At 72.0% G+C, this 25,259-nt stretch carries 22 protein-coding genes; 13 read left to right on the forward strand and 9 right to left on the reverse strand.

What is annotated here, in order from left to right; all coding sequences use genetic code 11:
• Nucleotides 1-117: 117 nt before the first annotated feature.
• Nucleotides 118-942 (reverse strand): purine-nucleoside phosphorylase, encoded by an 825-nt coding sequence (locus tag J7I94_RS01380; protein ID WP_215164574.1) that lies wholly within the window; start codon nucleotides 940-942, stop codon nucleotides 118-120.
• Between the two features lie 108 nt (nucleotides 943-1,050).
• Entirely contained in the window at nucleotides 1,051-1,488 is a 438-nt protein-coding gene (locus J7I94_RS01385; RefSeq protein WP_215164575.1) for a gamma-glutamylcyclotransferase, read from the reverse strand.
• 84 nt (nucleotides 1,489-1,572) lie between these two features.
• On the opposite strand from J7I94_RS01385, the gene J7I94_RS01390 reads away from it, so the two are divergent.
• Together J7I94_RS01390 and J7I94_RS01395 are read left to right on the forward strand one after the other, a co-directional pair.
• Nucleotides 1,573-3,021, forward strand: a complete 1,449-nt coding sequence (locus J7I94_RS01390; RefSeq protein WP_215164576.1) for an NAD(P)H-quinone dehydrogenase — start codon at nucleotides 1,573-1,575, stop codon at nucleotides 3,019-3,021.
• A gap of 145 nt (nucleotides 3,022-3,166) precedes the next feature.
• A complete protein-coding gene (locus J7I94_RS01395) occupies nucleotides 3,167-4,141 on the forward strand; it encodes a DeoR/GlpR family DNA-binding transcription regulator (protein WP_215164577.1) in 975 nt (324 codons plus the stop codon).
• 260 nt (nucleotides 4,142-4,401) lie between these two features.
• Here J7I94_RS01395 and J7I94_RS01400 read toward each other — a convergent pair whose 3' ends face one another.
• Nucleotides 4,402-6,177: a biotin carboxylase N-terminal domain-containing protein gene (locus J7I94_RS01400; protein WP_215164578.1), complete on the reverse strand. Its 1,776-nt coding sequence runs from the start codon at nucleotides 6,175-6,177 to the stop codon at nucleotides 4,402-4,404.
• Nucleotides 6,178-6,554: 377 nt separating this feature from the next.
• Here J7I94_RS01400 and J7I94_RS01405 point away from each other — a divergent pair, with 377 nt between their 5' ends.
• Complete coding sequence (locus J7I94_RS01405) at nucleotides 6,555-6,995, forward strand: hypothetical protein (protein ID WP_215164673.1); 441 nt, start codon at nucleotides 6,555-6,557, stop codon at nucleotides 6,993-6,995.
• Here J7I94_RS01405 and J7I94_RS01410 read toward each other — a convergent pair.
• The 4 genes from J7I94_RS01410 to J7I94_RS01420 form a co-directional block, all read right to left on the reverse strand.
• Complete coding sequence (locus J7I94_RS01410) at nucleotides 6,964-7,584, reverse strand: nucleoside triphosphate pyrophosphatase (protein ID WP_215164579.1); 621 nt, start codon at nucleotides 7,582-7,584, stop codon at nucleotides 6,964-6,966. The two genes, J7I94_RS01405 and J7I94_RS01410, sit on opposite strands and share 32 nt — an antisense overlap.
• Nucleotides 7,585-7,616: 32 nt before the next feature.
• Entirely contained in the window at nucleotides 7,617-7,745 is a 129-nt protein-coding gene (gene mmpB, locus J7I94_RS38930) for a morphogenic membrane protein MmpB (protein ID WP_285442377.1), read from the reverse strand.
• Nucleotides 7,746-7,880: 135 nt separating this feature from the next.
• Nucleotides 7,881-8,084, reverse strand: coding sequence for an acyl-CoA carboxylase epsilon subunit (locus J7I94_RS01415; protein WP_215164580.1), 204 nt, complete (start codon nucleotides 8,082-8,084; stop codon nucleotides 7,881-7,883).
• 18 nt (nucleotides 8,085-8,102) lie between these two features.
• Nucleotides 8,103-9,692 (reverse strand): acyl-CoA carboxylase subunit beta, encoded by a 1,590-nt coding sequence (locus J7I94_RS01420; protein WP_215164581.1) that lies wholly within the window; start codon nucleotides 9,690-9,692, stop codon nucleotides 8,103-8,105.
• Between the two features lie 109 nt (nucleotides 9,693-9,801).
• Here J7I94_RS01420 and J7I94_RS01425 point away from each other — a divergent pair, with 109 nt between their 5' ends.
• From J7I94_RS01425 to J7I94_RS01440, 4 genes are all read left to right on the forward strand, one after another.
• Nucleotides 9,802-10,665 carry a biotin--[acetyl-CoA-carboxylase] ligase gene (locus J7I94_RS01425; RefSeq protein ID WP_215164582.1) on the forward strand — a complete coding sequence of 288 codons (864 nt, stop codon included), beginning with the start codon at nucleotides 9,802-9,804 and terminating at the stop codon, nucleotides 10,663-10,665.
• 108 nt (nucleotides 10,666-10,773) lie between these two features.
• Nucleotides 10,774-11,892, forward strand: a complete 1,119-nt coding sequence (locus J7I94_RS01430) for an adenylate/guanylate cyclase domain-containing protein (protein WP_215164583.1) — start codon at nucleotides 10,774-10,776, stop codon at nucleotides 11,890-11,892.
• A gap of 23 nt (nucleotides 11,893-11,915) precedes the next feature.
• A complete protein-coding gene (locus tag J7I94_RS01435) occupies nucleotides 11,916-12,716 on the forward strand; it encodes an enoyl-CoA hydratase/isomerase family protein (protein ID WP_215164584.1) in 801 nt (266 codons plus the stop codon).
• Between the two features lie 52 nt (nucleotides 12,717-12,768).
• A complete protein-coding gene (locus tag J7I94_RS01440) occupies nucleotides 12,769-13,920 on the forward strand; it encodes a diguanylate cyclase domain-containing protein (RefSeq protein ID WP_215164585.1) in 1,152 nt (383 codons plus the stop codon).
• Here the strand turns inward: J7I94_RS01440 and J7I94_RS01445 are convergent.
• Entirely contained in the window at nucleotides 13,917-15,164 is a 1,248-nt protein-coding gene (locus J7I94_RS01445) for a hypothetical protein (protein ID WP_215164586.1), read from the reverse strand. The two genes, J7I94_RS01440 and J7I94_RS01445, sit on opposite strands and share 4 nt — an antisense overlap.
• 133 nt (nucleotides 15,165-15,297) lie before the next feature.
• Between J7I94_RS01445 and hutH the strand changes: the two genes are divergently transcribed.
• A complete protein-coding gene (gene hutH, locus J7I94_RS01450; RefSeq protein WP_215164674.1) occupies nucleotides 15,298-16,836 on the forward strand; it encodes a histidine ammonia-lyase in 1,539 nt (512 codons plus the stop codon).
• A 140-nt stretch (nucleotides 16,837-16,976) separates the two neighbouring features.
• Here hutH and J7I94_RS01455 read toward each other — a convergent pair whose 3' ends face one another.
• A complete protein-coding gene (locus J7I94_RS01455) occupies nucleotides 16,977-17,291 on the reverse strand; it encodes a hypothetical protein (protein ID WP_215164587.1) in 315 nt (104 codons plus the stop codon).
• 109 nt (nucleotides 17,292-17,400) lie between these two features.
• Between J7I94_RS01455 and J7I94_RS01460 the strand changes: the two genes are divergently transcribed.
• The 5 genes from J7I94_RS01460 (at nucleotide 17,401) to J7I94_RS01480 (ending at nucleotide 25,237) form a co-directional block, all read left to right on the forward strand.
• The gene (locus J7I94_RS01460; RefSeq protein WP_215164588.1) at nucleotides 17,401-17,808 is read left to right on the forward strand and encodes a hypothetical protein; all 408 of its coding nucleotides are present in this window, start codon (nucleotides 17,401-17,403) and stop codon (nucleotides 17,806-17,808) included.
• Between the two features lie 222 nt (nucleotides 17,809-18,030).
• Nucleotides 18,031-19,278, forward strand: coding sequence for an Ig-like domain-containing protein (locus tag J7I94_RS01465; protein ID WP_215164589.1), 1,248 nt, complete (start codon nucleotides 18,031-18,033; stop codon nucleotides 19,276-19,278).
• A gap of 153 nt (nucleotides 19,279-19,431) precedes the next feature.
• Nucleotides 19,432-20,940, forward strand: coding sequence for an ABC transporter permease (locus J7I94_RS01470; protein ID WP_215164590.1), 1,509 nt, complete (start codon nucleotides 19,432-19,434; stop codon nucleotides 20,938-20,940).
• A gap of 51 nt (nucleotides 20,941-20,991) precedes the next feature.
• The gene (locus tag J7I94_RS01475) at nucleotides 20,992-21,675 is read left to right on the forward strand and encodes an ABC transporter ATP-binding protein (RefSeq protein WP_215164591.1); all 684 of its coding nucleotides are present in this window, start codon (nucleotides 20,992-20,994) and stop codon (nucleotides 21,673-21,675) included.
• A 223-nt stretch (nucleotides 21,676-21,898) separates the two neighbouring features.
• A complete protein-coding gene (locus tag J7I94_RS01480; RefSeq protein WP_251074506.1) occupies nucleotides 21,899-25,237 on the forward strand; it encodes a S8 family serine peptidase in 3,339 nt (1,112 codons plus the stop codon).
• Nucleotides 25,238-25,259: the final 22 nt, after the last annotated feature.

Here is a 25,259-nt window from a genome sequence, read left to right on the forward strand (position 1 = left end):
GGGGGACCCCCATCGCGTCGACTCCCTCCTCCGCCTTGCAGCTGCACGCACCAGACCCCGCTCACCGGCATGGACAAGTCCCGCCGGTGTCCTGCGTCCTGATCCAAACGACAGGCCCTAGAGCCGACCCAGCACCTGCGTCAGCAGCGACCCCATCCGCGCCGCCGAATCCCGCCCGGCCTGGAGTACTTCCTCATGGTTCAGCGGCTCCCCGGTCATCCCCGCGGCGAGGTTCGTCACCAGGGAGATCCCCAGCACCTCCGCCCCCGCCTCCCGCGCCGCGATGGCCTCCAGGACCGTCGACATGCCCACCAGGTCCGCCCCGATCACCCGGGCCATCCGGATCTCCGCAGGCGTCTCGTAGTGCGGGCCGGGGAACTGGGCGTACACGCCCTCCTCCAGCGTCGCGTCGACCTCCTTGCACAGCGCCCGCAGCCGCGGCGAGTACAGGTCGGTGAGGTCCACGAAGTTCGCCCCGACGATGGGGGAGGTCGCCGTGAGGTTGATGTGGTCGCTGATCAGGACCGGCTGGCCGGGGCGCATGCCCTCGCGCAGACCGCCGCAGCCGTTGGTCAGGATGACCGTCTTCGCGCCGGCCGAGACGGCGGTCCGCACGCCGTGCGCGACGGAGGCGACGCCGTGACCCTCGTAGTAGTGGGTGCGGCCCAGGAAGACCAGGGCGCGGCGGTCGCCGATGCGGTACGAGCGGATCTTGCCGCCGTGGCCCTCGACCGCCGGCGGCGGGAACCCGGGCAGGTCGGTGACCGGGAGCTCGGCCTCGGGGGCGCCCAGGGCGTCCACCGCCGGGGCCCAGCCGGAGCCCATCACGAGGGCGACGTCGTGGGTCTCGGCGCCCGTGAGCTCGCGCAGGCGGGCCGCGGCGGCGTCGGCGGCGGCGTAAGGGTCGCCCTGGATGTCGTCCGGAAGAAGAGATGCGTTCACGCGGACGAGGGTAGCCGGTCCGGGCCTACGCGCGTAGATGATGAGGTCGGCCGGTTTCCGATTGTTGCGCTGTCGTTTCTGACGTGGCACCCGCCGAGGGGACCGGCGTCAGCACGGCCGCTTGCGCAGTTCCATCACGTAGTCGTGCGGCGCCCCCGCCGACTCCGCGGCGTCGGCCAGTTCGCCCAGATAGCGAGCCGAGGGCAGGCCGCCCTCGTAGGCGTTGAGGACGTAGGTCCAGGCGCCCTCCTCGCCGTCCAGGGTGTGGGCCCGGACCCGGGTGCGGCGGTAGATGTCCAGGCCCGCGCCCTCCCAGCGGTCGAGCGCGTCCTCGTCCATCGGGGCGATGTCGTACAGCGCGACGAAGACCTGGCAGAGCGGGTCCTCGACAAGCGTGGCCAGCGCGCCCTCCCAGCCGAGCCGCTCGCCCCCGAAGGTCAGCCGCCACCCGTTCAGCCAGCCGGTGGCGCGCAGCGGCGAGTGGGGGGCGCGGCGGGACATCAGCCGCGCGTCGAGGTTGCCGGCGTACGCGGCGTAGAGCGACATGGGGAGAGGGTACGGGGTGTTCCGGATAACGGGGGCGCATCGGGCGGGGCCCCCGGGCGGTGTGCCGTTGAAGCGTGCGGGACAATGGAGTACGTGACTCGGATCGTGATCATCGGTGGCGGACCCGGCGGATACGAAGCGGCGCTGGTCGCCGCGCAGCTCGGCGCGGAGGTGACCGTCGTCGACTGCGACGGTCTGGGCGGGGCGTCGGTACTGACCGACTGCGTGCCGTCGAAGACCCTGATCGCCACGGCCGAGGTGATGACCACCTTCGACTCCTCCTACGAGGAGCTGGGCATCATCGTCGCCGACGACACCCCCCACATCGAGCAGGCCGCCCGGGTCGTGGGCGTGGACCTCGGCAAGGTCAACCGGCGCGTGAAGCGCCTCGCGCTCGCCCAGTCGCACGACATCACCGCCTCCGTGACGCGCGCCGGAGCGCGCGTCATGCGCGGGCGCGGGCGCCTGGAGGGCATGCAGGCCCTCGACGGGTCGCGCAAGGTCGTGGTGCGCGCCGCCGACGGCAGCGAGGAGACGCTGACCGCGGACGCGGTGCTGATCGCGACCGGCGGGCATCCTCGGGAGCTGCCGGACGCCCGCCCGGACGGCGAGCGCATCCTCAACTGGACCCAGGTCTACGACCTCGACGAGCTGCCCGAGGAGCTCATCGTGGTCGGGTCGGGCGTCACCGGCGCCGAGTTCGCCGGCGCCTACCAGGCGCTCGGCTCCCGGGTCACCCTCGTCTCCTCCCGCGACCGGGTGCTGCCCGGCGAGGACCCGGACGCCGCCGCCGTCCTGGAGGACGTCTTCCGGCGGCGCGGCATGAACGTCATGGCCCGCTCGCGCGCCCAGTCCGCCAAACGGGTCGGCGACCGGGTCGAGGTCACCCTCGCCGACGGCCGGGTCATCACCGGCTCGCACTGTCTGATGGCCGTCGGCGCCATCCCCAACACCGAGGGCATGGGCCTGGAGGAGGCCGGGGTCACGCTCAAGGACTCCGGGCACATCAAGACCGACAAGGTCTCCAGGACCTCCGCGCCGGGCGTGTACGCCGCCGGTGACGTGACCGGCGTCTTCGCGCTGGCGTCGGTCGCAGCCATGCAGGGCCGGATCGCCATGTACCACTTCCTGGGCGACGCGGTCACCCCGCTGAACCTGAAGACCGTCTCCTCCAACGTCTTCACCGACCCCGAGATCGCCACGGTCGGCTACACGCAGGCCGACGTCGACGCCGGGAAGATCGACGCCCGCGTCGTCAAGCTGCCGCTGCTGCGCAACCCGCGCGCCAAGATGCAGGGCATCCGGGACGGCTTCGTCAAGCTCTTCTGCCGGCCGGGCACCGGGATCGTGGTCGGCGGTGTGGTGGTCGCGCCGCGCGCCTCGGAACTGATCCACCCCATCTCGATCGCGGTCGACAACAATCTGACGGTCGAACAGATCGCGAACGCCTTCACCGTGTACCCGTCGCTTTCGGGCTCGATCGCCGAGGTGGCACGGCAGTTGCACACCCGGAAGAGCGGCGCGGAGGGCTGACCTGCGGAGCGATTACCCGCTGGTCACCGCTGGTCACAGGGCCGGTCGCGGGCTTATACCACTTCCAGTGGCGCAGTGCGAACAACTTCTGTTATTCGGCGCAAACTGCTGAAAGCAGACGGTCGCTGGGGTTACTGTCAGTTTCGTGTTCGCTGCAGAACGTCGCCAATTGATCCTCGAAATGGTGCGAGCGAACGGGGCCGTGTCGCTCCGTGAGCTCGCCCGCGTCGTCCAGACCTCCGAAGTGACCGTACGGCGGGACGTGCGCGCGCTGGAGGCAGAAGGACTCCTCGACCGCCGGCACGGCGGTGCGGTACTGCCGGGCGGTTTCACGCGGGAGTCCGGCTTCCCGCAGAAGTCCCATCTCGCGACCGCCGAGAAGACGGCCATCGCCGATCTCGCCGCGGGCCTCGTCGAGGAGGGCGAGGCCATCGTGGTGGGGGCGGGAACCACCACCCAGGAGCTGGCCCGCCGGCTCGCCCGGGTGCCCGGCCTGACCGTGGTCACCAACTCCCTGCTGGTCGCCCAGGCGCTCGCCCACGCCAACCGGGTGGAGGTCGTGATGACCGGCGGCACGCTGAGAGGGTCCAACTACGCCCTCGTCGGCAGCGGCGCCGAGCAGTCCCTCCAGGGGCTGCGGGTCTCCAAGGCCTTCATCTCGGGCAGTGGGCTGACCGCCGAGCGGGGGCTGTCCACCTCCAACATGCTGTCGGCCTCCGTCGACCGGGCGCTGGTGCAGGCCGCCGCCGAGGTCGTCGTCCTGGCCGACCACACCAAGCTGGGCACCGACACCATGTTCCAGACCGTGTCCACGGAGGAGATCACCCGCCTGGTGACGGACGAGCCGCCCGGTCAGGACGACCGCGCGGGCGCCGAACTCCAGGCCCTCGCCGACCAGGGCGTACAGATCGCCGTGGCCGGTGCCTCGGGGGGAGCGGCGGGCCGGCCAGGCCCGGGGGATGAGGCCGGTCCGGCGCGCCAGCAGCGCCGGGACGTGCCCCTGCCCGGCCCGCGCCGCCAGGTCCCCGGGGCGGGTCCGGGACTGCGTACGGCCGCGTCGCTGGACCAGGGCGCCGGGGCGGAACAGCGGGCCCGGGTCGCCGACCTGCGGCGGCGCTGAGCCGCCCGGACTCCGGTGAGGTGCGTGGGTCGCACGCCCCCCCCGGCTTCCGGGGTGAGGTCCGTCGGGTTGTACGCCTCGGACCTCGGGGTGAGGCCGTCGCGTCACATACGCCCCGGACCTCGGGGCGAGGCCGTCGCGTCATACGCCCCTGACCCCGAGGTGAGGTCCGTCGCGTCGCACGACAAGGCGTCCCACGACAGGGCGCCCGGCGGACCGGCCGTTGCGGTCCACCGGGCGCCCGGGTGCGTGCCGTGCCGTCAGTCCTTGATCTCGCAGATCGCCGCACCGGACGTGACCGACGCGCCGACCTCGGCGCCCAGGCCCTTGACGGTGCCGGACTTGTGGGCGTTGAGGGGCTGTTCCATCTTCATGGCCTCCAGGACGACGATCAGGTCGCCCTCCTTGACCTCCTGGCCCTCCTCCACCGCGACCTTCACGATGGTGCCCTGCATGGGCGAGGCGAGGGTGTCGCCGGAGGCCGCCGGGCCGGACTTCTTCGCCGCCCGGCGCTTGGGCTTGGCGCCCGCCGCAAGCCCCGTACGGGCCAGGGACATGCCCAGGGACGACGGCAGGGAGACCTCCAGGCGCTTGCCGCCGACCTCGACGACGACCGTCTCGCGGCCGGCCGTCTCCTCGTCGGTGTCCGCGCCGGCACCGGCCGCGAAGGGCTTGATCTCGTTGACGAACTCGGTCTCGATCCAGCGGGTGTGGACCGTGAACGGGTCGGTGGAGCCGGTCAGCTCCGGCGCGAACGCCGGGTCCCTGACGACCGCGCGGTGGAACGGGATGGCCGTCGCCATGCCCTCGACCTGGAACTCCTCCAGGGCGCGGGAGGCCCGCTCCAGCGCCTCCTTGCGGGTGCGGCCGGTGACGATCAGCTTGGCGAGCAGGGAGTCCCACGCCGGGCCGATGACCGAGCCGGACTCCACGCCCGCGTCCAGCCGGACACCGGGACCGGACGGCGGGGCGAAGGTGGTGACGGTGCCGGGCGCCGGGAGGAAGTTGCGCCCCGGGTCCTCGCCGTTGATCCGGAACTCGAAGGAGTGGCCGCGCAGCACCGGGTCGCCGTAGCCCAGCTCCTCGCCGTCGGCGATGCGGAACATCTCGCGGACCAGGTCGATGCCGGCGACCTCCTCGGTCACCGGGTGCTCCACCTGGAGCCGGGTGTTGACCTCCAGGAAGGAGATCGTGCCGTCCAGGCCGACCAGGAACTCGACCGTGCCGGCGCCGACGTAGCCGGCCTCCTTCAGGATCGCCTTGGAGGCGGAGTACAGCTGGTCGAGCTGGTCCTGGGAGAGGAACGGCGCCGGGGCCTCCTCGACCAGCTTCTGGTGCCGGCGCTGGAGGGAGCAGTCACGGGTGGAGACGACGACCACGTTGCCGTGCTGGTCGGCCAGGCACTGGGTCTCCACGTGCCGGGGCTTGTCCAGGTAGCGCTCTACGAAGCACTCGCCGCGCCCGAACGCCGCCACGGCCTCGCGGACCGCCGAGTCGTACAGCTCCGGGACCTCTTCGAGCGTGCGGGCCACCTTCAGGCCGCGTCCGCCGCCGCCGAAGGCCGCCTTGATGGCGATCGGCAGACCGTGCTCCTCGGCGAACGCGACGACCTCGTCGGCCCCGCTCACCGGGTCGGGCGTACCGGCGACCAGCGGGGCACCGGCGCGCTGGGCGATGTGCCGGGCGGCGACCTTGTCACCGAGGTCGCGGATGGCCTGCGGCGGCGGGCCGATCCAGATCAGGTCCGCGTCGAGGACGGCCTGGGCGAACTCGGCGTTCTCCGAGAGAAAACCGTAGCCGGGGTGGACGGCGTCCGCGCCGGACTCGCGCGCAGCCTTCAGCACCTTCCCGATGTCCAGGTAGCTGCTCGCCGGAGTGTCACCGCCCAGGGCGAACGCCTCATCCGCGGCGCGGACATGCAGAGCGTCCCGGTCCGGGTCGGCGTAGACGGCCACGCTCGCGATCCCGGCGTCCCGGCAGGCCCGGGCCACGCGGACAGCGATTTCGCCACGGTTGGCGATGAGCACCTTGCGCACGATTGAGGCTCCCTCCTTGAAACAAGCCGAGTTTAGGGACTGCCGACACGGGCCTTCGACCCGTCCCCAGTGGTGAGCTTGCCCACACGGAGTGTGATGCGAGGCTTGCTCGACCCGCGAAAGCCCTTGTCGCATCAGGGTGCGGCGGACTCCTCCGGCAAACCCTAGCCGCCCGATGTGGTCAAGGTCTCTGTGAGAGCGTGCTGCGCCCCACTCCGTTTCTTTGTCGAGTCCCTACGAATGGACCAATGATTCTTTGCCGCCGACACGACTCTTGCCCCTGGTTTTACCCTCCCCCAGGCCCTTAACGGGCTGGGGGGACCCCCGGTAGCGTCCGCGAAGTACCGAACGTACTCCGGGTGAGGGTGGCGATCGCGATGGTGCGCAGGCCGGTGGCGTGGGCGGTGGCGGTCGTGTTCTTCGCCGAGGCGCTCGGCGTCGCGGCGCTCAACTGGTTCCTGGGGGTCGTCGTCGACCGGCAGGAGATGTCCCTGGCCGGCCTGGACGCGGGCGCGATGGCGGTCTCCGCGAAGACCGGCGGTCTCGTCTTCGGGCTCTACTTCGCCCTGTGCGGCCTGGTCGCCCTGCTGGTGGCGGTGCGCGACCGCCCGCCGGCCGGCCTCGGCCGGGCCCTGCTGATCAGCGCGGCCGTGGTGCACGGGCTGCTCGGCGCCCTCTGCTGGGGGCTGGTGGGACCGGCGGCCTTCGTCCTCATGGTCCTGGTCCTCGGGCTGGTCGTGCTGCTGCTGATGACCCACGACGCGCCCGAGGAACCCCGCGACCGGGTCAGCTCTCCGCCGGCGCCCACAACTCCGTGATGCCGACGCCCAGTTCCGCGAGGAGCCTGCGCAGCAGCGGCAGGCTGAGGCCGATCACATTGCCGTGGTCGCCCTCGATGCCGTCGACGAACGGCGCCGAGCGGCCGTCCAGGGTGAACGCCCCGGCGACGTGCAGCGGCTCGCCGGAGGCGACGTAGGCGGCGATCTCCTCGTCGCTGGGGTCGCCGAAGCGGACGACGGTGGAGGCGGTGGCGGAGGTGTGGCGGCCGGTGGCCGTGTCCCAGACGCAGTGCCCGGTCTGCAGGGTGCCCGCCCGGCCGCGCATCGCCTTCCAGCGGGCGGTGGCCTCCTCGGCGTCGGCGGGCTTGCCGAGGGCCCGGCCGTCCAGGTCGAGGACCGAGTCGCAGCCGATCACCAGGGCGCCGTGCACCTCCGGCCGGGCGGCCACCACGGACGCCTTGGCCTCGGCGAGGGCGAGAGCCAGCTCGGCCGGGGTGGGGGCGGTGACGGCGTCCTCGTCGACACCGCTGACGATCACCTCGGGGGTGAGTCCGGCTTGGCGCAGCAGGCCCAGCCGGGCGGGGGACTGGGAGGCGAGGACGAGTCGGCGGCGGGGCTGATCAGTCATGCGGTCAGGTTAGTCACGCGGGGGCCTCCGGCTCACCTCGTGTAGATCACGATCATCGCCGCGATCATGGCCAGGGCCATGAGCAGACCGAGCCGCCGGAGCATGGCCTGCGCGTCGCGCAGTTCCTTGGGGGGCTTGTCGTCGGGGTCGGACCAGAGCATGCCACCAGCGTGGGGCCTGGGCGGGGAGGGCGCCTGAGTAGGGGTACTCAAATCGGCGCCCTCGGCATCGGCTCTGTGCGCCCACGCGACGGAGCCGCACATCGATACAGCCCCGCGCCCCTGGGTCTATGGCGTCTATGGCCAGTAGGTGCGTGTCCAGGCAGCCGGGCCCGGGTGGGGGAGCCTGGTCCTCGCTATGCGGGACGGGTCGGACCAGGCGTCGGCCGTCGGCTCCGGGGGCGGTTCGGGGGCCGGCGTCGCGGCGCGGGCCCTGACCACCGCCAGGGCGGCGGCCAGTTCCTCCGGGGACGGGTTGCCCCGTATGACCTTGATGGTCACAGCGGCTCCTTACAGGGCTCAGAGGGGGATGTTGCCGTGCTTCTTCGGCGGGAGGGACTCGCGCTTGGTGCGGAGCTGGCGCAGGCCGCGGACGACGTGGGCGCGGGTGTCGGACGGCATGATCACGGCGTCGACGTAGCCGCGCTCGGCGGCGGTGTAGGGGTTGAGGAGGGTGTCCTCGTACTCCCGCATCAGCCGGGCCCGGGTGGCCTCGGGGTCGTCGGCGTCGGCGATGGCGCGCCGGTGCAGGATGTTGACGGCGCCCTGCGCGCCCATCACGGCGATCTGGGCGGTGGGCCAGGCCAGGTTGAGGTCGGCGCCCAGGTGCTTGGAGCCCATCACGTCGTAGGCGCCGCCGAACGCCTTGCGGGTGATGACGGTGATCAGCGGGACCGTCGCCTCCGCGTAGGCGTAGATCAGCTTGGCGCCGCGCCGGATGATGCCGTCGTGCTCCTGGCCGACGCCGGGCAGGAAGCCGGGGACGTCGACGAAGGTCAGGACGGGCACGTTGAAGGCGTCGCAGGTGCGGACGAAGCGGGCCGCCTTCTCGCTCGCGGTGATGTCCAGGCACCCGGCGAACTGCATCGGCTGGTTGGCGACGATCCCGACCGGGCGGCCCTCGACGCGGCCGAAGCCGGTGAGGATGTTCGGCGCGTACATCGCCTGCGTCTCGAAGAACTCCGCGTCGTCGAGGACGTGCTCCACGACCGCGTGCATGTCGTAGGGCTGGTTGGCGGAGTCCGGGACGATGACGTCCAGCTCGCGGTCCTCGTCGGTGACCGTGAGGTCGGCCTCCTCGGGGAAGGCGGGCGGCTCGGAGAGGTTGTTGGACGGCAGGTACGACAGCAGCTGCTTGACGTACTCGATGGCGTCCTTCTCGTCGCCGGCCATGTGGTGGGCCACGCCGGAGGCGGTGTTGTGGGTGCGGGCGCCGCCCAGCTCCTCGAAGCCGACGTCCTCGCCGGTCACCGTCCTGATCACGTCGGGGCCGGTGATGAACATGTGGGACGTCTGGTCGACCATGACGGTGAAGTCGGTGATCGCCGGGGAGTACACCGCGCCGCCCGCGCAGGGGCCGACGACCAGCGAGATCTGCGGGATGACACCGCTGGCGTGGGTGTTGCGGCGGAAGATCTCGCCGTACGCGCCGAGCGAGGCCACGCCCTCCTGGATGCGGGCGCCGCCGGAGTCGTTGATGCCGATGACCGGGCAGCCGGTCTTCAGCGCGAAGTCCATCACCTTGCAGATCTTCTGGCCGTACGTCTCGCCGAGCGCGCCGCCGAAGACGGTGAAGTCCTGGGAGAAGACGGCGACCGGGCGGCCGTCGACCGTGCCGTAACCGGTGACGACGCCGTCGCCGTAGGGGCGGTTGTCCGCCAGGCCGAAGTTGGTGGAACGGTGCCGGGCGAACTCGTCCAGCTCGACGAAGCTGTCCTCGTCGAGGAGCAGGGCGATCCGCTCACGGGCCGTCAGCTTGCCTTTGGCGTGCTGCTTCTCGACGGCACGCTGCGAACCGGCGTGCGTCGCCTCGTCGACACGGCGTCGCAGGTCCGCGAGCTTGCCCGCGGTCGTGTGGATGTCGGGCTGCTGCCCTTCCGGCTCGGACATCGGGATGGGGCTCCCTGCCTGGTCAAATGAGCGGTCGGTTGTTCATCGCAGCGTAGTGGGGCGCCTACCGATCGGCAGTGCGGCGTTTGCCACACCTAGGGTGGCTTGCATGACTCCGCGAGATGACGCAGACCGCAGCCGCAGCCGGTGGTCCGACCTGGACCGGCCGCCCCTGAACGCCACCGCCCTGCGGCGCGGCCTGGTGCGGCCGGGCGGGCTGTGGCGCGAGGTGGACGTCGTGCAGCGCACCGGCTCCACCAACTCCGACCTGGTGGCGCGGGCCGCCGCCGGCCGGGCGACGGAGGGCACCGTCCTGGTCGCGGAGGAGCAGCACGCCGCCCGGGGCCGCCTGGACCGGCGGTGGACCGCACCGGCCCGCTCGGGCCTGTTCTGCTCCGTCCTGCTGACGCCCGCCGAGGTCCCGGTCGCCCGCTGGGGCTGGCTGCCGCTGCTCACCGGCGTCGCGGTGGCCACCGGCCTGTCCCGCGCGGCCGGCGTCGACACCGCCCTGAAGTGGCCCAACGACCTCCTCGTCACCGTCGGCGGCGAGGAACGCAAGGCCGGCGGCATCCTCGCGGAACGGGCCGGCGACGGCGTGGTCGTCGGCATCGGCGTCAACGTCACCCTGCGCGCCGATGAGCTGCCGGTCCCGCACGCCGGCTCGCTCGCCCTGGCCGGCGCGATCAGCACCGACCGCGACCCCCTGCTGCGCGCCGTGCTGCGGTCGCTGGAGGAGTGGTACGGGCGCTGGCGCGCGGCCGGCGGCGATCCGGGCCCCTCGGGGCTCCAGGAGGCGTACGCCGCCGGATGCGCGACGCTCGGCCGCACCGTACGGGCCGAGCTGCCGGGCGGCACCGACCTGGCCGGCGAGGCGGTGGCGGTGGACGGCGACGGACGGCTGGTGCTCGCCACCGAGGACGGGGTGCGCGCGCCGGTCGGCGCGGGGGACATCGTCCACCTGCGGCCCGCGTGAGTGTGCGCGGCCTGTGCGCCGACGGCTTGCGGGAGTGAGCTGGCCCACAGCTGTCGTAAAGTTGGGCCCGGTCGATATCTGACCGCGGCAGATCGGAAGGCAGCAGGCGTGACCGTCGACGACACGGGCTCCGGCACGGACGGGGACGGCGAGGTGGACTCCGCCGAACCCGGCGACGACCCGCTCGCGCTCCGTCTGGAACAGCTCATCCTGGGCGCCGGGCGCCGCTACACCCCCTTCCAGGCCGCCCGCAGCGCGGGCGTCTCCATGGAACTGGCCTCCCGTTTCTGGCGGGCCATGGGCTTCGCCGACATCGGGCAGGCCAAGGCGCTCACCGAGGCCGACGTACTGGCCCTGCGGCGGCTGGCCGGACTGGTGGAGGCCGGGCTGCTCAGCGAGGCGATGGCCGTGCAGGTGGCCCGGTCCACCGGGCAGACCACCGCCCGGCTGGCCGAGTGGCAGATGGACTCCTTCCTGGAGGGGCTGACCGAGCCGCCGGAGCCGGGGATGACCCGCACCGAGGTCACGTATCCGATCGTCGAGCTGCTGCTGCCGGAGCTGGAGGAGTTCCTCGTCTACGTCTGGCGGCGCCAGCTCGCCGCGTCGGCCGGGCGGGTCGTGCAGGCCACCGACGACGAGGAGATGGTCGACCGGCGCCTGGCCGTCGGCTTCGCCGACCTGGTCGGCTTCACCCGGCTGACCCGCCGGATGGAGGAGGAGGAACTCGGCGAGCTGGTCGAGGCCTTCGAGACCACCGCCGCCGACCTGATCGCCGCCCGCGGCGGACGCCTGGTCAAGACCCTGGGCGACGAGGTGCTGTACGCCGCCGACGACGCCGGTACGGCCGCCGAGATCGCGCTGCGGCTGATCGAGACCATGTCGGGTGACGAGACGATGCCGGAGCTGCGGGTCGGCATGGCCTTCGGCACGGTCACCACCCGGATGGGCGATGTCTTCGGCACCACCGTCAACCTGGCCTCCCGGCTCACCTCGATAGCTCCGCGCGACGCCGTCCTCGTCGACTCGGCCTTCGCGCAGGAGCTGATCCGCACCGGGGACGCGCCGGCCTCGGAGGCACAGGCGGCCCAGGAGGCCGAGGCGGCGGAGAAGGAGGGTGAGGAGCCGCCGGCGTACCGCTTCGTGCTCCAGCCGATGTGGCAGCGCCCGGTGCGCGGCCTCGGGGTCGTCGAACCCTGGCTGCTGACGCGGCGGGGGGAACCGTTGTAGACGTCTTCAACCGGAGGGGTGTCATGAGCGAGGAGCGGTACGGGGAGTCCGTGCTGGTACGGCGGCACGCGGACGGGCACGTCGCGGAGCTGGCGCTGGACCGGCCCAAGGCCATGAACGCCGTCTCGACCGGCATGGCCCGGTCCATCGGCGCGGCCTGCGCGGCGCTGGGCGCGGACCCGGGCGTACGGGTGGTGGTGCTGACCTCGACCCATGAGCGGGCGTTCTGCGTCGGCGCGGACCTCAAGGAGCGCAACTCCTTCACCGACGCCGACCTGCGGCGCCAGCGGCCGGTCACCCGGGGCGCGTACACGGGCGTACTGGAGCTGCCGGTGCCGACGGTCGCGGCCGTGCACGGGTACGCGCTGGGCGGCGGCTTCGAGCTGGCGCTCTCCTGCGACGTGATCGTCGCCGACCGTACGGCCGTGGTGGGGCTGCCCGAGGTGTCGGTCGGGGTGATCCCCGGAGGCGGCGGTACGCAGCTGCTGCCGCGCCGGGTGGGGGCGGCGCGCGCCGCCGAGCTGGTCTTCACGGCGCGGCGGGTGGAGGCGGCGGAGGCGCGCGAGCTGGGCCTGGTCGACCAGCTGGTGGACGAGGGACGGGACCGGGAGGAGGCGCTGGCCCTGGCCGGCCGGATCGCGGCCAACTCCCCGGTCGGCCTGCGCGCCGCCAAGCGGGCCCTGCGGCTCGGACAGGGGCTGGACCTGCGGGCCGGGCTGGAGGTGGAGGACGCGGCGTGGCGGACGGTGGCGTTCTCGGGGGACCGGGCGGAGGGCGTGGCGGCGTTCAACGAGAAGCGGAAGCCGCGGTGGCCGGGGGAGTAGCCGACAGGTGACCCCAGCGGCGGTCCGTCCCATATGTCCCTAACCTGATGAAATGGGTGAGGACAGACGTCTCGCGGCCGTCGTCGCGCTGGCGCAGGGGATGGCCGCCGCGCACGGCCTGCGGGAGGCGTGGCGGGCGGCGGCCGTCGGCGGCTGCCGGGCGCTGGGCGGCAGCTTCGCCGCGCTGTCGGTGTGGGAACGGGAGCTGGGCCGCCTGCGCGTGCTGGTGAACGTGGGGGAGCTGGCCGAGGGCGAGGAGGAGTTCCCGGAGGACGAGTCCTACCCGGTGCACCAGTTCGCGGAGATCACCGAGTTCCTGCACGAACGCTGGGCCGGCGGCGGCGAGCCCGACGCCTGGGTGGAGACGGCCCAGGGCCCGGCGGCCGGACGGCCGGGCTACGTCCATCAGCGTGTCGCCGCCCTGCGCCGCCGGGGCCGCGGCTGCTGCGTCGTCGCCCCGATCGTGCTGCACGGCCGCGCCTGGGGCGAGCTGTACGTGGCCCGGCCGGTGGGGGAGCCCGTCTTCGAACGGGCCGACGCCGACTTCGCCACCGTCCTGGCCTCCGTCGTCGCCGCCGGGATCGCGCAGACCGAGCGGCTGGAGGAGGTCCGGCGCCTGGCCTACACCGACGCGCTGACCGGCCTGGCCAACCGCCGCGCCGTCGACGCCCACCTGGACGAGGCCGTGGAACGCCACCGCCGCGACGGTGTGGTGGTCAGCCTCGTCGTCTGCGACCTCAACGGCCTCAAACGGGTCAACGACACCCACGGGCACGCGGTCGGCGACCGGCTGCTGGAACGGTTCGGCTCGGTGCTGTCGCTGTGCGGCGCGATGCTGCCGGGGGCGCTGGCGGCCCGGCTCGGCGGCGACGAGTTCTGCCTGCTGGCGGTCGGCCCGCCCGCCGACGCGGTGGTCGGGGCGGCCGGGGAGCTGTGCCGCCGGGCCGCCGTACTGGAGCTGGGCGACGGGGTGGCCTGCGGGGTGGCCTCCACCGGCGACCCGATCGGACCGGTCCGCTCCGCGCGCCGGCTCTTCCGGCTCGCGGACGCCGCGCAGTACCGCGCGAAGGCGGACCGCGCCGACTGCCCGGTCGTCGCCGGCCGCGAGGGCCCCGACGACCCGGTCGTCCGCCTGGCCGACCAGCCGTCCGGGGAGGAGCGCGACGGGGAGCGCCGCCGCTTCCGCGGGCGGCACGCGCCCTAACCCCTCCTGGCCAGCCGCCGCAGCCAGCCGCGCAGTCCGCCGGGACGCGTCTGCGGCCCGCCGCCGTCGGCCGCGGCGTGTGCGCGGAGGTGGTCGAGGGCGGCGTCATGGCCGAGTGCGGAGGCTTCCGCCACGGTGAGCGCGGCGAGCTCACAGCCATCCTGGTGCCGGCGCCTGTGGTGACAGGCGGGACAGAGGTCCGCCGGCGGCGGCCCGCCTCGCGGCACGGCGGTGCGGTACGCGTGGACGCGGGCGAGTGCGGCGTCGTGGCCGAGTGCGGCGGCGTCGTCCACCGGCAGTGGTTCCAGGGGGCAGCCCGGCTGGTGCCGGTACGTGTGGTGGCAGGCGGGGCAGGTCGCCGACGGGGGTGGCGGGGCGCCCGCTGCGGGGTGCCCGCCGCCGTGTGCGTGGACGCGGGCGAGTGCGGCGTCGTGGCCGAGTGCGGCGGCGTCGTCCACCGGCAGTGGTTCCAGGGGGCAGCCCGGCTGGTGCCGGTACGTGTGGTGGCAGGCGGGGCAGGTCGCCGACGGGGGCGGTGGGGCGCCGTACGCCTGCGGGTGTGCCGTCGGCGGCGCCGGCGGAGTGCCGCCGTCGGCGGACGCGGGCGGTGGTGCCGCCCCCTGGTTCTCGTAGTCGCCCCACCACTCCCGCGGATCGCGGCCCGTCATGCGTCCCCCCGAAGCAACCGGCGCCGCCGCGACCCGGCGCCTGACCGACGGATACGTGCTCCACACCGCCTCGCCCACCGCCGCGCAGGCCGCCACGGCCGCCGCCCAGCGGAACGGTGTGTCCAGGGAGGTACCCGGCGCGGGCGGTACCAGAACCAGGGACACGCCCAGCCACAGCATGATCAGGCCGCCGCTGTAGGCGACGTAGGTGCGGCGGCGCCAGCCGTCCCACAGTTCGAAGTCGTGGTTCTGCTCCTCGCGCAGCAGGTCACGCCGGTCCCGTACCTCCTCCTCGGTCCACCAGGCGGTGATGTCGGCGTACGAGTACAGGTGCCGGCGGGCGTGGAAGCCGAACTGCACGCAGGTGACGAAGAGCAGGGCCGCCAGGGTCAGGAACAGCAGGACGGGGCCGGGCCAGCGGAACTTGTCGCTGTCCGCGGCGACCACCCCGATCGCGGCGACGGCGAACCCGGCCGGCAGCGGCGCGGCGCCATTGCTCACCGCGTCCACGGCCACCCCGAAACCCAGCGGCGACGGCTTGCGCCACTGCGGCGGCGACGGCCTGTACGGGCTCAACGGGACCTCCGGAGACGGGTGTTCGGCGCAGCAACCTACCGGTCCGGCGGGCGGCCCCGCGCGATGTAAGGGGTGAACGGCCGCCCCAGGGGTGACACCATCGCATTCACTGCGTACGCTCCTGAATATGGATATGCATACTGTGGTGGTGGGGACGGCCGGGGTCACCGCGTCCGACGTCCTCGCCGTGGCGCGCGGCGGCGCCCGGGTCGAGCTCTGCGGGGAGGCGGTGGCGGCGCTGGCCGCGGCCCGCGCGACCGTGGACGCGCTGGCCGCCAAGCCGGACCCCGTCTACGGCGTCAGCACCGGCTTCGGCGCCCTGGCGACCCGGCACATCAGCCCGGAACTGAGGGCCCGGCTGCAGCGCAACATCGTCCGCTCGCACGCCGCCGGGATGGGGCCGAGGGTGGAGCGGGAGGTCGTACGGGCCCTGATGTTCCTGCGGCTGAAGACCGTCTGCTCCGGACGCACCGGCGTCCGCCCCGAGGTCGCCCGGACCATGGCGGACGTGCTGAACGCCGGGATCACCCCCGTCGTGCACGAGTACGGCTCCCTCGGCTGCTCCGGCGACCTCGCGCCCCTGTCCCACTGCGCGCTGACGCTGATGGGCGAGGGCGAGGCGGAGGGTCCCGACGGGACCGTACGGCCCGCCGGCGAGTTGCTCGCGGAGCACGGCATCACCCCCGTCGAGCTGCGCGAGAAGGAGGGCCTCGCCCTGCTCAACGGCACCGACGGCATGCTCGGCATGCTGGTCATGGCCCTCGCCGACCTCGACACCCTCTACACGTCGGCCGACGTCACCGCCGCCCTCACCCTGGAGGCGCTGCTCGGCACCGACAAGGTGCTCGCCCCCGAGCTGCACGCCATCCGCCCGCACCCCGGACAGGCCGCGTCCGCCGCCAACATGGCCGCCGTGCTGGCGGGCTCCGGCCTCACCGGCCACCACCAGGACGACGCCCCGCGCGTCCAGGACGCCTACTCGGTGCGCTGCGCCCCGCAGGTCGCCGGCGCCGGACGGGACACCCTCGCCCACGCCCGCCTGGTCGCGGAGCGGGAGCTGGCGGCGGCGGTGGACAACCCGGTGGTGCTGCCGGACGGGAGGGTGGAGAGCAACGGGAACTTCCACGGCGCCCCCGTCGCCTACGTCCTCGACTTCCTCGCCATCGCCGTCGCCGACCTCGCCTCCATCGCCGAGCGGCGCACCGACCGGCTGCTGGACAAGAACCGCAGCCACGGTCTGCCGCCGTTCCTCGCCGACGACCCCGGGGTGGACTCCGGGCTCATGATCGCCCAGTACACGCAGGCCGCGCTGGTCAGCGAGTTGAAGCGGCTCGCCGTACCGGCGTCGGCGGACTCCATCCCGTCCTCCGCCATGCAGGAGGACCACGTCTCCATGGGCTGGTCGGCGGCGCGCAAGCTGCGCACGGCCGTCGACAACCTCACCCGGGTGATCGCCGTCGAGCTGTACGCCGCCACCCGGGCGCTCCAGCTCCGCGAGGGCCTCACCCCGGCCCCGGCCTCCCGGGCCGTGATCGACGCCGTACGGCGGGCGGGGATCGAGGGCCCCGGTCCGGACCGCTTCCTGGCGCCCGACCTTGCCGCCGCGGACGCGTTCGTGCGGGACGGGCGGCTGGTCGAGGCGGCGGAGACGGTGACCGGACCGCTGCGCTAGCCGGACGAAAGCGCTGTGCCGGTGACACTTCACCGGCACAGCGCGTCAAGAAAAAGCCAAGAACACCAAAAGCTTTGAGAAACCCTCAGAAGTTCCTCGTGACACCCTCGCGAGATGTACGCGAGACCTTCGCGAGTTCCTCAGAAGCCCAGGCGTTCACGGCGCACCGAATAGACCACGAAACCGGCGCCCAGCCCCAGACAGGCGGTGCCGCCGATGACGTACGGAGTGCTGTCGAAGCTGCCGGTGTCGGCCAGCCGGGTGCTCCCGGTGACGGTCCCGGAGGCCGTGGCGGCGAGTCTCGCCTGCTCGGTGACCTGCGGAGACGGGCTGCTCGACGGGGTGTTTCCCGCAGCGGTCTCCGGGGTCGCGTTGGCGGACGGGACGAACCACAGGGCGCACAGCAGGGAGCCCGCGGCAGCGGCGGTCAGCAACGGACGGCGAGCGGATGACACTGAATATCGATCCCCTTGTGGCGCTGGTGAATTGGCCGTGTGGGGCGATGTTAGTGAAAGGCGCGGGTCACCGGAAAGCCGCGGGGGCCGTCGGCCGTACGCTCCGGACATGAGCGCTGATGAGACATCACGGTATGTACGGATTCGTGTCGACCTCGTCCTGGAGGTGGAGGACGACGAGGCGGTCACCCGGGCCGCGCTGCGGCGGATCGCCGGGGACGCCGCCCTGCCCGAGGCGGAGCGGACGGGCGCCGAGGGCGCTGTGACGGAGGACACCGCCGAGGCGCTGGCCCATCTCGTCGACCCGTTCGACCTGGTCAGCGAGGTGCCGGGGGTCGAACTCCAGCAGGCGTCCTGGAGCAGCGAGTGGATCGACTACGACCCCGATTCGCCGGACTGGGGTCTCGACGACGATGATGGCCCCCTGTACGACGAATACGGCGACGACGAAGACGGCGGAGACGGCGGCCACGAAGGCGGTGGCGGCGCGCGTGGCCCGGAAGTGACGGTCGGCTGACGCTCCTTGGGGAAACCGTGACCCCGGGCGGCAACCGCCACCCGGGGTTTCGCCGTCTCACCCGGCGCACGGACCGACACCGGCGCGAGAGCGTCCGTCCTGCGGACGTGGTGTGGCCCACACCTGGGGGCCATGTGGAACGGGACGAACCGGTCGTAGCGTTGAACAGGTTGACGGGGAATCTCGTGGTTTCCGGAATCGGTAGCGATGGAGAAGCGTGTGATGACGAACAGTAAGCGGCGCAAGGGCCTCGTGGCCGCGTCCGCGCTGCTCGGGGGTGTACTGGTGCTCTCGGCGTGTTCCGGCGGCGACGACGACGCGGCCGGCGGCGGGGGTGAGTCCTCGCAGGCCCAGGTCGACAAGGCGGCGGCCGAGAAGACCTCCGAGGCGCAGATCAAGATCAGGCCGAAGAACGGGTCCGACAACGCGTCCATCAACAACTCCGCGACCGTCTCCGTGACCAAGGGCACGCTCACCGAGGTCAAGATGACCACCTCGGACGGCACCGAGGTCAGCGGCGAGATATCCGCCGACAAGACCAGCTGGAAGCCCAGCGCGCAGCTGGAGCGGGCCACCACCTACAAGCTGACGGTCACCGCCGAGGACTCCGACGGCCGCGCGGCCCACGAGAACGCGTCGTTCACGACGGTCGCCCCGAACAACAGCTTCATCGGCACCTTCACGCCGGACGACGGCACCACTGTCGGCGTGGGCATGCCGGTCTCGATCAACTTCGACAAGGAGATCACCGACAAGGCCGCCGTCCAGAAGGGCATCACGGTCAACACCGACAGCGGCCAGGAGGTCGCCTGTCACTGGTTCAGCACCCAGCGCATGGACTGCCGCCCCGACGAGTACTGGAAGGAAGGCTCGACCGTCACCCTGAAGCTCGCGCTCGACGGCGTCGAGGGCGCCGACGGCGTCTTCGGTGTCCAGCAGAAGACGGTCACCTTCAAGATCGGCCGCAACCAGGTCTCCTACGTCGACGCGCAGACCAAGCAGATGAAGGTCACGCAGGACGGCAAGACCATCAAGACCATCCCGATCTCGGCCGGCTCCCCGGAGAACAAGACCTACGAGGGTCAGATGGTGATCTCCGAGAAGTACAAGGAGACCCGGATGGACGGCTCGACGGTCGGCTTCACCGACGACGACGGCAAGGGCGAGTACGACATCAAGGACGTACCGCACGCCATGCGGCTGAGCACTTCCGGCACCTTCATCCACGGCAACTACTGGGGCGCCAAGTCCATCTTCGGCAGCCAGAACACCAGCCACGGCTGTGTGGGCCTGTCGGACACCAAGGGCGCCAACGACTCCAGCACCCCGGCCGCCTGGTTCTACGACAACTCCCTCATCGGTGACGTGGTCGTGGTCCAGAACACCGGCGACGACACCATCGCCCCGGACAACGGCCTCAACGGCTGGAACATGGACTGGGCCGAGTGGAAGGCGGGCTCGGCGATCTGACGCCCCCGTAACTCACCGCTGCCGCACCGCCGTTCGCCCCTCAGGGGGTGGGCGGCGGTTCGCTTTGGTCACACATCGGCATCTCTCAGCCTTCTCATCCTCCTCTTATCGGAGGCTTATCCGCCCATCACGCGCCGTCCCTACTTTGCGGCCATGTTCTTCACCTACCTGAGGCGCGAACTGCGCCGCCGTAGAAAGGCGGCCCTCGTCGTCGCCTCCGGACTCGCGCTGGGCATCGCGCTGGTCATCGTCGTCAACTCCGTGTCCTCCGGCATGGGCAAGGCCCAGGAGAAGGTCCTGGAGTCGCTGTACGGCCTCGGCACCGACATGACCGTCACCAAGGCCGCCGCCGCGGCGGGCGACGACAGCGAGGGCGGCGAGGGCGGGCGCCCCAACTTCCGGTTCGACGCGCAGGACAGCGACTCCGACGAGGAGCAGTCCAGCGACCGCGTCATGGTGCAGGGCTTCCAGACGCTGGCCGGCTCCACCGTCGGCAAGGTCGCCGACCAGAGCGGCGTGGCCGACGCGGTGGGCGGGCTCAGCCTCCAAGTCATGAAGGTCAGCGGCCAGTTCACGCGCGGTCAGTTCCAGCAGGGCAGCGGCAGTGAGTCACAGGGCCAGGGCCAGGGCCAGGGCGGCGCCCCCAGCGGCGGCACCGGCAGCCAGCAGGGCGGCGAAGTCCAGGGCGGCGGCGCCAACTTCGACGTCAACAGCTACTCCGTCTACGGCACCGACGTCACCAAGACCGCGCTCGGCCCGCTGACCTCCTCCAAGATCACCAGCGGCCGGACCTTCAAGACGTCCGAGACCAACGCCAAGGTCGCCGTCGTCGACTCGGCGTACGCCAAGGAGAAGGAGCTGAAGAAGGGCTCCACCCTCACCATCAGCGACACCAAGTTCACGGTCATCGGCATCGCCACCGCCGACAGCGGGGACGCCGCGGCCAACGTCTACATCCCGCTGAAGCAGGCCCAGACGCTGGGTGACGCCAAGAACAAGGTCACCACCATCTACGTCCAGGCCTCCGACTCCCAGCAGATCGACAGCGTCAAGTCGGCCATCCAGAAGAACATCTCGGGGACCACGGTCACCACCTCCGCCGACCTCGCCGACACCGTCTCGGGCTCGCTGTCCACCGCCTCCTCGCTGGCCACCAGTGTCGGCAAGTGGCTCTCCATCCTGGTGCTGGTCGCCGCGTTCCTCGTGGCCGGTCTGCTCACCTCCTCCGCCGTCTCCCGCAGGGTGCGCGAGTTCGGCACCCTGAAGGCGCTCGGCTGGAAGTCCGGCCGGGTCACCCGGCAGGTCGTCGGTGAGGCCGTCGTCAACGGCCTGGTCGGCGGCGTCCTCGGCATCGCGCTCGGCCTGGCGGGCGCGTACGCCGTCACCGCGGTCAGCCCCAGCCTGGAGGCCCAGCTCGGCGCCACCGCCGGCGGCACGGGCGGCGGCCCCGGCGGCGGCATGGGCGGCGGTCCCGGTGGCGGCATGGGCGGCGGGCAGTCGGCGTCCAAGACCCTGGAGGTCGCCCTCACCGCGCCGGTCAGCCTCACCACCATCGCCCTGGCCGTCGTCCTCGCCGTGGCGGGCGGTCTGATCGCCGGCGGCTTCGGCGGCTGGCGCGCCTCCCGGCTGCGCCCGGCGGACGCCCTGCGCCGCGTCGAGTAGGACGCGCCCCGCCCCGCCCCTCCCCTCACGTTTTCCAGGAGTCGGACCACCATGTACGAACTCAGAGGCGTCACCAAGCGCTATACGCGCGGCAAGGACACCGTCAACGCCCTCGACGGCATCGACCTGACCATCCCCGACGGCGACCGGCTGGTCATCCAGGGCCCCACCGGCGGCGGCAAGTCCACGCTGCTTCAGATGCTGGGCGCGCTGGACCGGCCCACCGCCGGCGAGATCATTCTCGACGGCACCGACCTGGCCAAGCTGTCCGAGGCCCGGCTGACCCGGGTGCGCAGCGAAACCATCGGCATCGTCTTCCAGTCGTTCAACCTCATCCCCACGCTGACCGCGCAGGAGAACGTCGAGACCGCGCTCGTGCCGCTCGGCGTCAAGACCAAGGAACGGCGCGAACGCGCCGCCGAGGCACTGGCGTCGGTCGGCCTCGGCGAACGGCTCGGCCACCTGCCCAGCGAGATGTCCGGCGGCCAGCAGCAGCGGGTCGCGATCGCGCGGGCCCTGGTGAAGCAGCCCAAGGTGCTGCTCGCCGACGAACCCACCGGCAACCTCGACGAGTCGATGCGCGACGAGATCATGGACGTACTCGAACGGATGTGGAAGGAGCTGGGCCTGACCTTCGTGATGGTCACCCACGACTCCTCCATCGCCAAGAAGGCCCCGCGCCTGGCGACGATCCGCAAGGGCAGGATCACGATCCGGGAGAACGCCGAGGCGTGACCCGCGCGGCGCCTGTGACCGCGGGTAATCCATCGGTGAGGTAACGGAGTTCGGGCGTGCGCGTAACAGTCGTCCCGCAGTTCTCTCACCTTCCTCTCATCCGTTGAGGCGGATGATCGCCCCCCGGCATACTGCGTGCACCGGGGAGGTGCGCACTGGCGTACGAGACCACCCCCGGCCGGGTGAACCGAAGGGTTGGCCCGGACATCCGCTAGGGGGATCCTTGCGCAGACACAAGAACAGAGGGCACGCCGCCACGGTCGCCGTGGCGGCTGCCGTCGCCCTCGCCGCCGGACTGACCACCCCGGCCGGGGCGGCCGGAGCGGAGACACCGGGAACGGCCGACACGGCCGGGACCGCGCTCACCGCCAGCCACCACATCACCCTGATCACCGGCGACCGGGTCGTCGTCGACGCCCGGGGCCGGGTCACCGGCCTCAAGCGGGCCAAGGGCCGCGAGCACATACCCGTGCAGGTCCGCCGCGCCGATGGGCACACCTACGTCGTCCCGGCCGACGCCGCCCGCCTGGTGGCCACCGGCAAGCTCGACCGGCGCCTGTTCGACGTCACCGAGCTGAACAAGGCCACGACCCGCAAGGCCCAGAAGAAGGGCCTGAAGGTCATCGTCGGCTACAAGGGCGCCCCGGCGGCGACCAAGGCCGACGTCCGCGAGGCGGGCACCCTGCGCCGCAGCCTCAAGTCCCTGAACGCCGACGCCGTCCAGACCCCGCAGAAGGACGTTCCCGACCTGTGGAAGGCGGTCACGGACGGCGAGAAGACCGCCTCCGGCATCGCCCACGTCTGGCTGGACGGCGTCCGCAGGGCCAGCCTCGACACCTCCGTCCCGCAGATCGGCGCCCCGCAGGCGTGGGAGGCCGGCTACGACGGCAAGGGCGTCAAGATCGCCGTCCTGGACACCGGCGTCGACGCCACCCACCCCGACCTGAAGAGCCAGGTCGTCGCGGCGAAGAACTTCACCACCGCGGCCGACGCCACCGACAAGTTCGGCCACGGCACCCACGTCGCCTCCATCGCGGCCGGCACGGGCGCCAAGGGCGGCGGGACGTACAAGGGCGTCGCGCCCGGCGCCCAGCTCCTCAACGGCAAGGTGCTCGACGACAACGGCTACGGCGACGACTCCGGCATCCTGGCCGGCATGGAGTGGGCGGCCGAGCAGGGCGCCGACATCGTCAACCTCAGCCTCGGCGGCGGCGACACCCCCGAGATCGACCCGCTCGAGGCCGAGGTCAACAAGCTCTCCGCGGAGAAGGGCATCCTCTTCGCCATCGCCGCCGGCAACGACGGCGAGTTCGGCGACGAGACGATCGGCTCCCCGGGCAGCGCCGCCGCGGCCCTCACCGTCGGCGCCGTCGACGACAAGGACGCGCTCGCGAGCTTCTCCAGCACCGGTCCCGGCCTCGACGGCCAGATCAAGCCGGACGTCACCGCCCCCGGCGTCGACATCACCGCGGCCTCCGCGGCCGGCAGTGTCATCGCCCAGGAGGAGGGTGAGAACCCCGAGGGCTACGTCACCATCTCCGGTACGTCGATGGCGACCCCGCACGTCGCGGGCGCGGCCGCGATCCTCAAGCAGCAGCACCCGGACTGGACGTACACCGAGCTGAAGGCGGTCCTCACCGGCTCCGCCAAGGGCAACGGCGCCTACACGCCGTTCCAGCAGGGTTCGGGCCGCATCCAGGTCGACAAGGCGATCGACCAGACCGTGATCGCCGAGCAGTCCGCGCTCAGCTTCGCGCCGCAGCAGTGGCCGCACGCCGACGACCAGCCGGCCACCGAGAAGCTGACGTACCGCAACCTCGGCACCGAGGACGTCACCCTCAAGCTGTCCTCGACGGCCACCGACCCCAAGGGCAAGGCGGCCCCGGCCGGCTTCTTCACCCTGGACGCCGACACGGTCACCGTCCCCGCGGGCGGCACCGCCTCCGTCAACCTCACCGCCGACACCCGTCTCGGCGGCACCGTCGACGGCGCGTACTCGGCGTACGTGACGGCGACGGGCGGCGGCCAGAGCGTGCGGACCGCCGCGGCGGTCCAGCGCGAGGTGGAGTCCTACGACGTCACGCTGAAGGCCATCGGCCGGGACGGCAAGCCGACCGCCAACTACAACGTCGACCTGGCCGGCATCTCCGGCCTGGCCGCCGACGAGTTCTACAACCCGTACGAGACCGACGGCACCGTCACCGTGCGCGTGCCCAAGGGCGGTTACATCCTCAACTCCTCGCTCTACGTCAGCGCCGACCCGGAGAAGTACGAGGGCGCCGACTGGCTGGCCCAGCCCAAGCTGAGCATCACCAAGGACACCACGATCACGCTGGACGCGCGTACCGCGAAGCCGGTCGACATCACGGTGCCCGACAAGGCCGCCGAGCCGGTCCTCGGCTCCGCCGACTTCAGCGTGGACACCGCCGACGGCGGCTTCAGCTTCGGCTGGTTCCTGGACTCCTACGCCAACTTCCGCACCCGCCACCTCGGCCCGGAGATCACCGACGGTTCCGTGACCCAGCAGTGGGACGCGCACTGGGCCAAGGGCACCAAGGAGCAGTACGACACCGTCGCCGGCGGTGCGGTCAAGAAGCTCGCCACCGGCTACACCCGGCACTACAAGGCCGGCGAGCTGGCCACGGTGAAGGCGTCCCTGGGTGCCTCGGCCGCCGGCAAGACGGGCGACGTCAGCGCGGTCGGCTGGATCCCGGCCAGCGGCGGCGGCTCCGGCACCAGCGTCCCGCAGACCCTGCCCGGCGTTCACACCCTGCACCTGTCCACGACGTCGGACGTCCGGTGGAACCTGTCCTTCATGCAGTACGGCGGCAACGACGAAGAGGGCTTCCCGATCCCGGAGGCCTTCTACGCGCAGGACTTGGAGCAGATCTACAAGGCGGGCAAGAGCTACTCGACGACGTTCAACACGGGCGTCTTCTCCCCGCGCGTCACCTCCGAGTACGGCGTCTTCCGTGACGGCAACGGCATCAGCGGCCTCATCCCGCTGTTCGCCGACGGCAAGCGCCACGCGGGTTCGTCGGACTTCTCCGCGGTCACCACGACGCTCTACCGCAACGGCACCAAGGTCGGCTCCAACGATGACCCGCTGTTCGGCGAGAGGGAGTTCAAGGTCCCGTCCGGTGACGCGGCGTACAAGCTGACCACGTCGGTGAAGCGGTCCTCCAAGGTCGCCGCGGCGGCCAGCCGGATCGACGCGACCTGGACCTTCCGCTCCAAGAAGACCAGCGCCCGCACCCAGCTGCCCGCCTCCTCGGCCCGCTTCGGCGCGACCGTGACGCTGGACAGCAAGAAGACGGCCGGCCAGAAGGCGGTCATCCCGGTCACGGTGGAGGGCCCCGCCAAGGGCTCCAACCTGAAGTCGCTGGTGGTCTACGCCTCCTACGACACCGGCAAGACCTGGAAGAAGGTCACCGTCACCAAGGGCAAGATCACCGTCAAGAACCCGTCGAAGGGCAAGGGCATCTCGTTCCGCGCCAAGATCACCGACAAGAAGGGCAACACGTCGATGATCTCGCTGTACAACGCCTACTACGGCAAGTGAGCCGTTAGCCCGCAACGAACGC

The organism is Streptomyces sp. ISL-12 (assembly GCF_018614415.1).
GTDB lineage: Bacteria > Actinomycetota > Actinomycetes > Streptomycetales > Streptomycetaceae > Streptomyces.

Coding starts and splice junctions, on each gene's coding strand:
- J7I94_RS01385 (WP_215164575.1), bottom strand. CDS start 1,488: ATGTCGCTCTACGCCGCGTACGCCGGCAACCTCGACGCGCGGCTGATG.
- J7I94_RS01390 (WP_215164576.1), top strand. CDS start 1,573: ATGGAGTACGTGACTCGGATCGTGATCATCGGTGGCGGACCCGGCGGA.
- J7I94_RS01405 (WP_215164673.1), top strand. CDS start 6,555: ATGGTGCGCAGGCCGGTGGCGTGGGCGGTGGCGGTCGTGTTCTTCGCC.
- J7I94_RS01410 (WP_215164579.1), bottom strand. CDS start 7,584: ATGACTGATCAGCCCCGCCGCCGACTCGTCCTCGCCTCCCAGTCCCCC.
- mmpB (WP_285442377.1), bottom strand. CDS start 7,745: ATGCTCTGGTCCGACCCCGACGACAAGCCCCCCAAGGAACTGCGCGAC.
- J7I94_RS01420 (WP_215164581.1), bottom strand. CDS start 9,692: ATGTCCGAGCCGGAAGGGCAGCAGCCCGACATCCACACGACCGCGGGC.
- J7I94_RS01425 (WP_215164582.1), top strand. CDS start 9,802: ATGACTCCGCGAGATGACGCAGACCGCAGCCGCAGCCGGTGGTCCGAC.
- J7I94_RS01435 (WP_215164584.1), top strand. CDS start 11,916: ATGAGCGAGGAGCGGTACGGGGAGTCCGTGCTGGTACGGCGGCACGCG.
- J7I94_RS01440 (WP_215164585.1), top strand. CDS start 12,769: ATGGGTGAGGACAGACGTCTCGCGGCCGTCGTCGCGCTGGCGCAGGGG.
- hutH (WP_215164674.1), top strand. CDS start 15,298: ATGCATACTGTGGTGGTGGGGACGGCCGGGGTCACCGCGTCCGACGTC.
- J7I94_RS01460 (WP_215164588.1), top strand. CDS start 17,401: ATGAGCGCTGATGAGACATCACGGTATGTACGGATTCGTGTCGACCTC.
- J7I94_RS01465 (WP_215164589.1), top strand. CDS start 18,031: ATGACGAACAGTAAGCGGCGCAAGGGCCTCGTGGCCGCGTCCGCGCTG.
- J7I94_RS01470 (WP_215164590.1), top strand. CDS start 19,432: ATGTTCTTCACCTACCTGAGGCGCGAACTGCGCCGCCGTAGAAAGGCG.
- J7I94_RS01475 (WP_215164591.1), top strand. CDS start 20,992: ATGTACGAACTCAGAGGCGTCACCAAGCGCTATACGCGCGGCAAGGAC.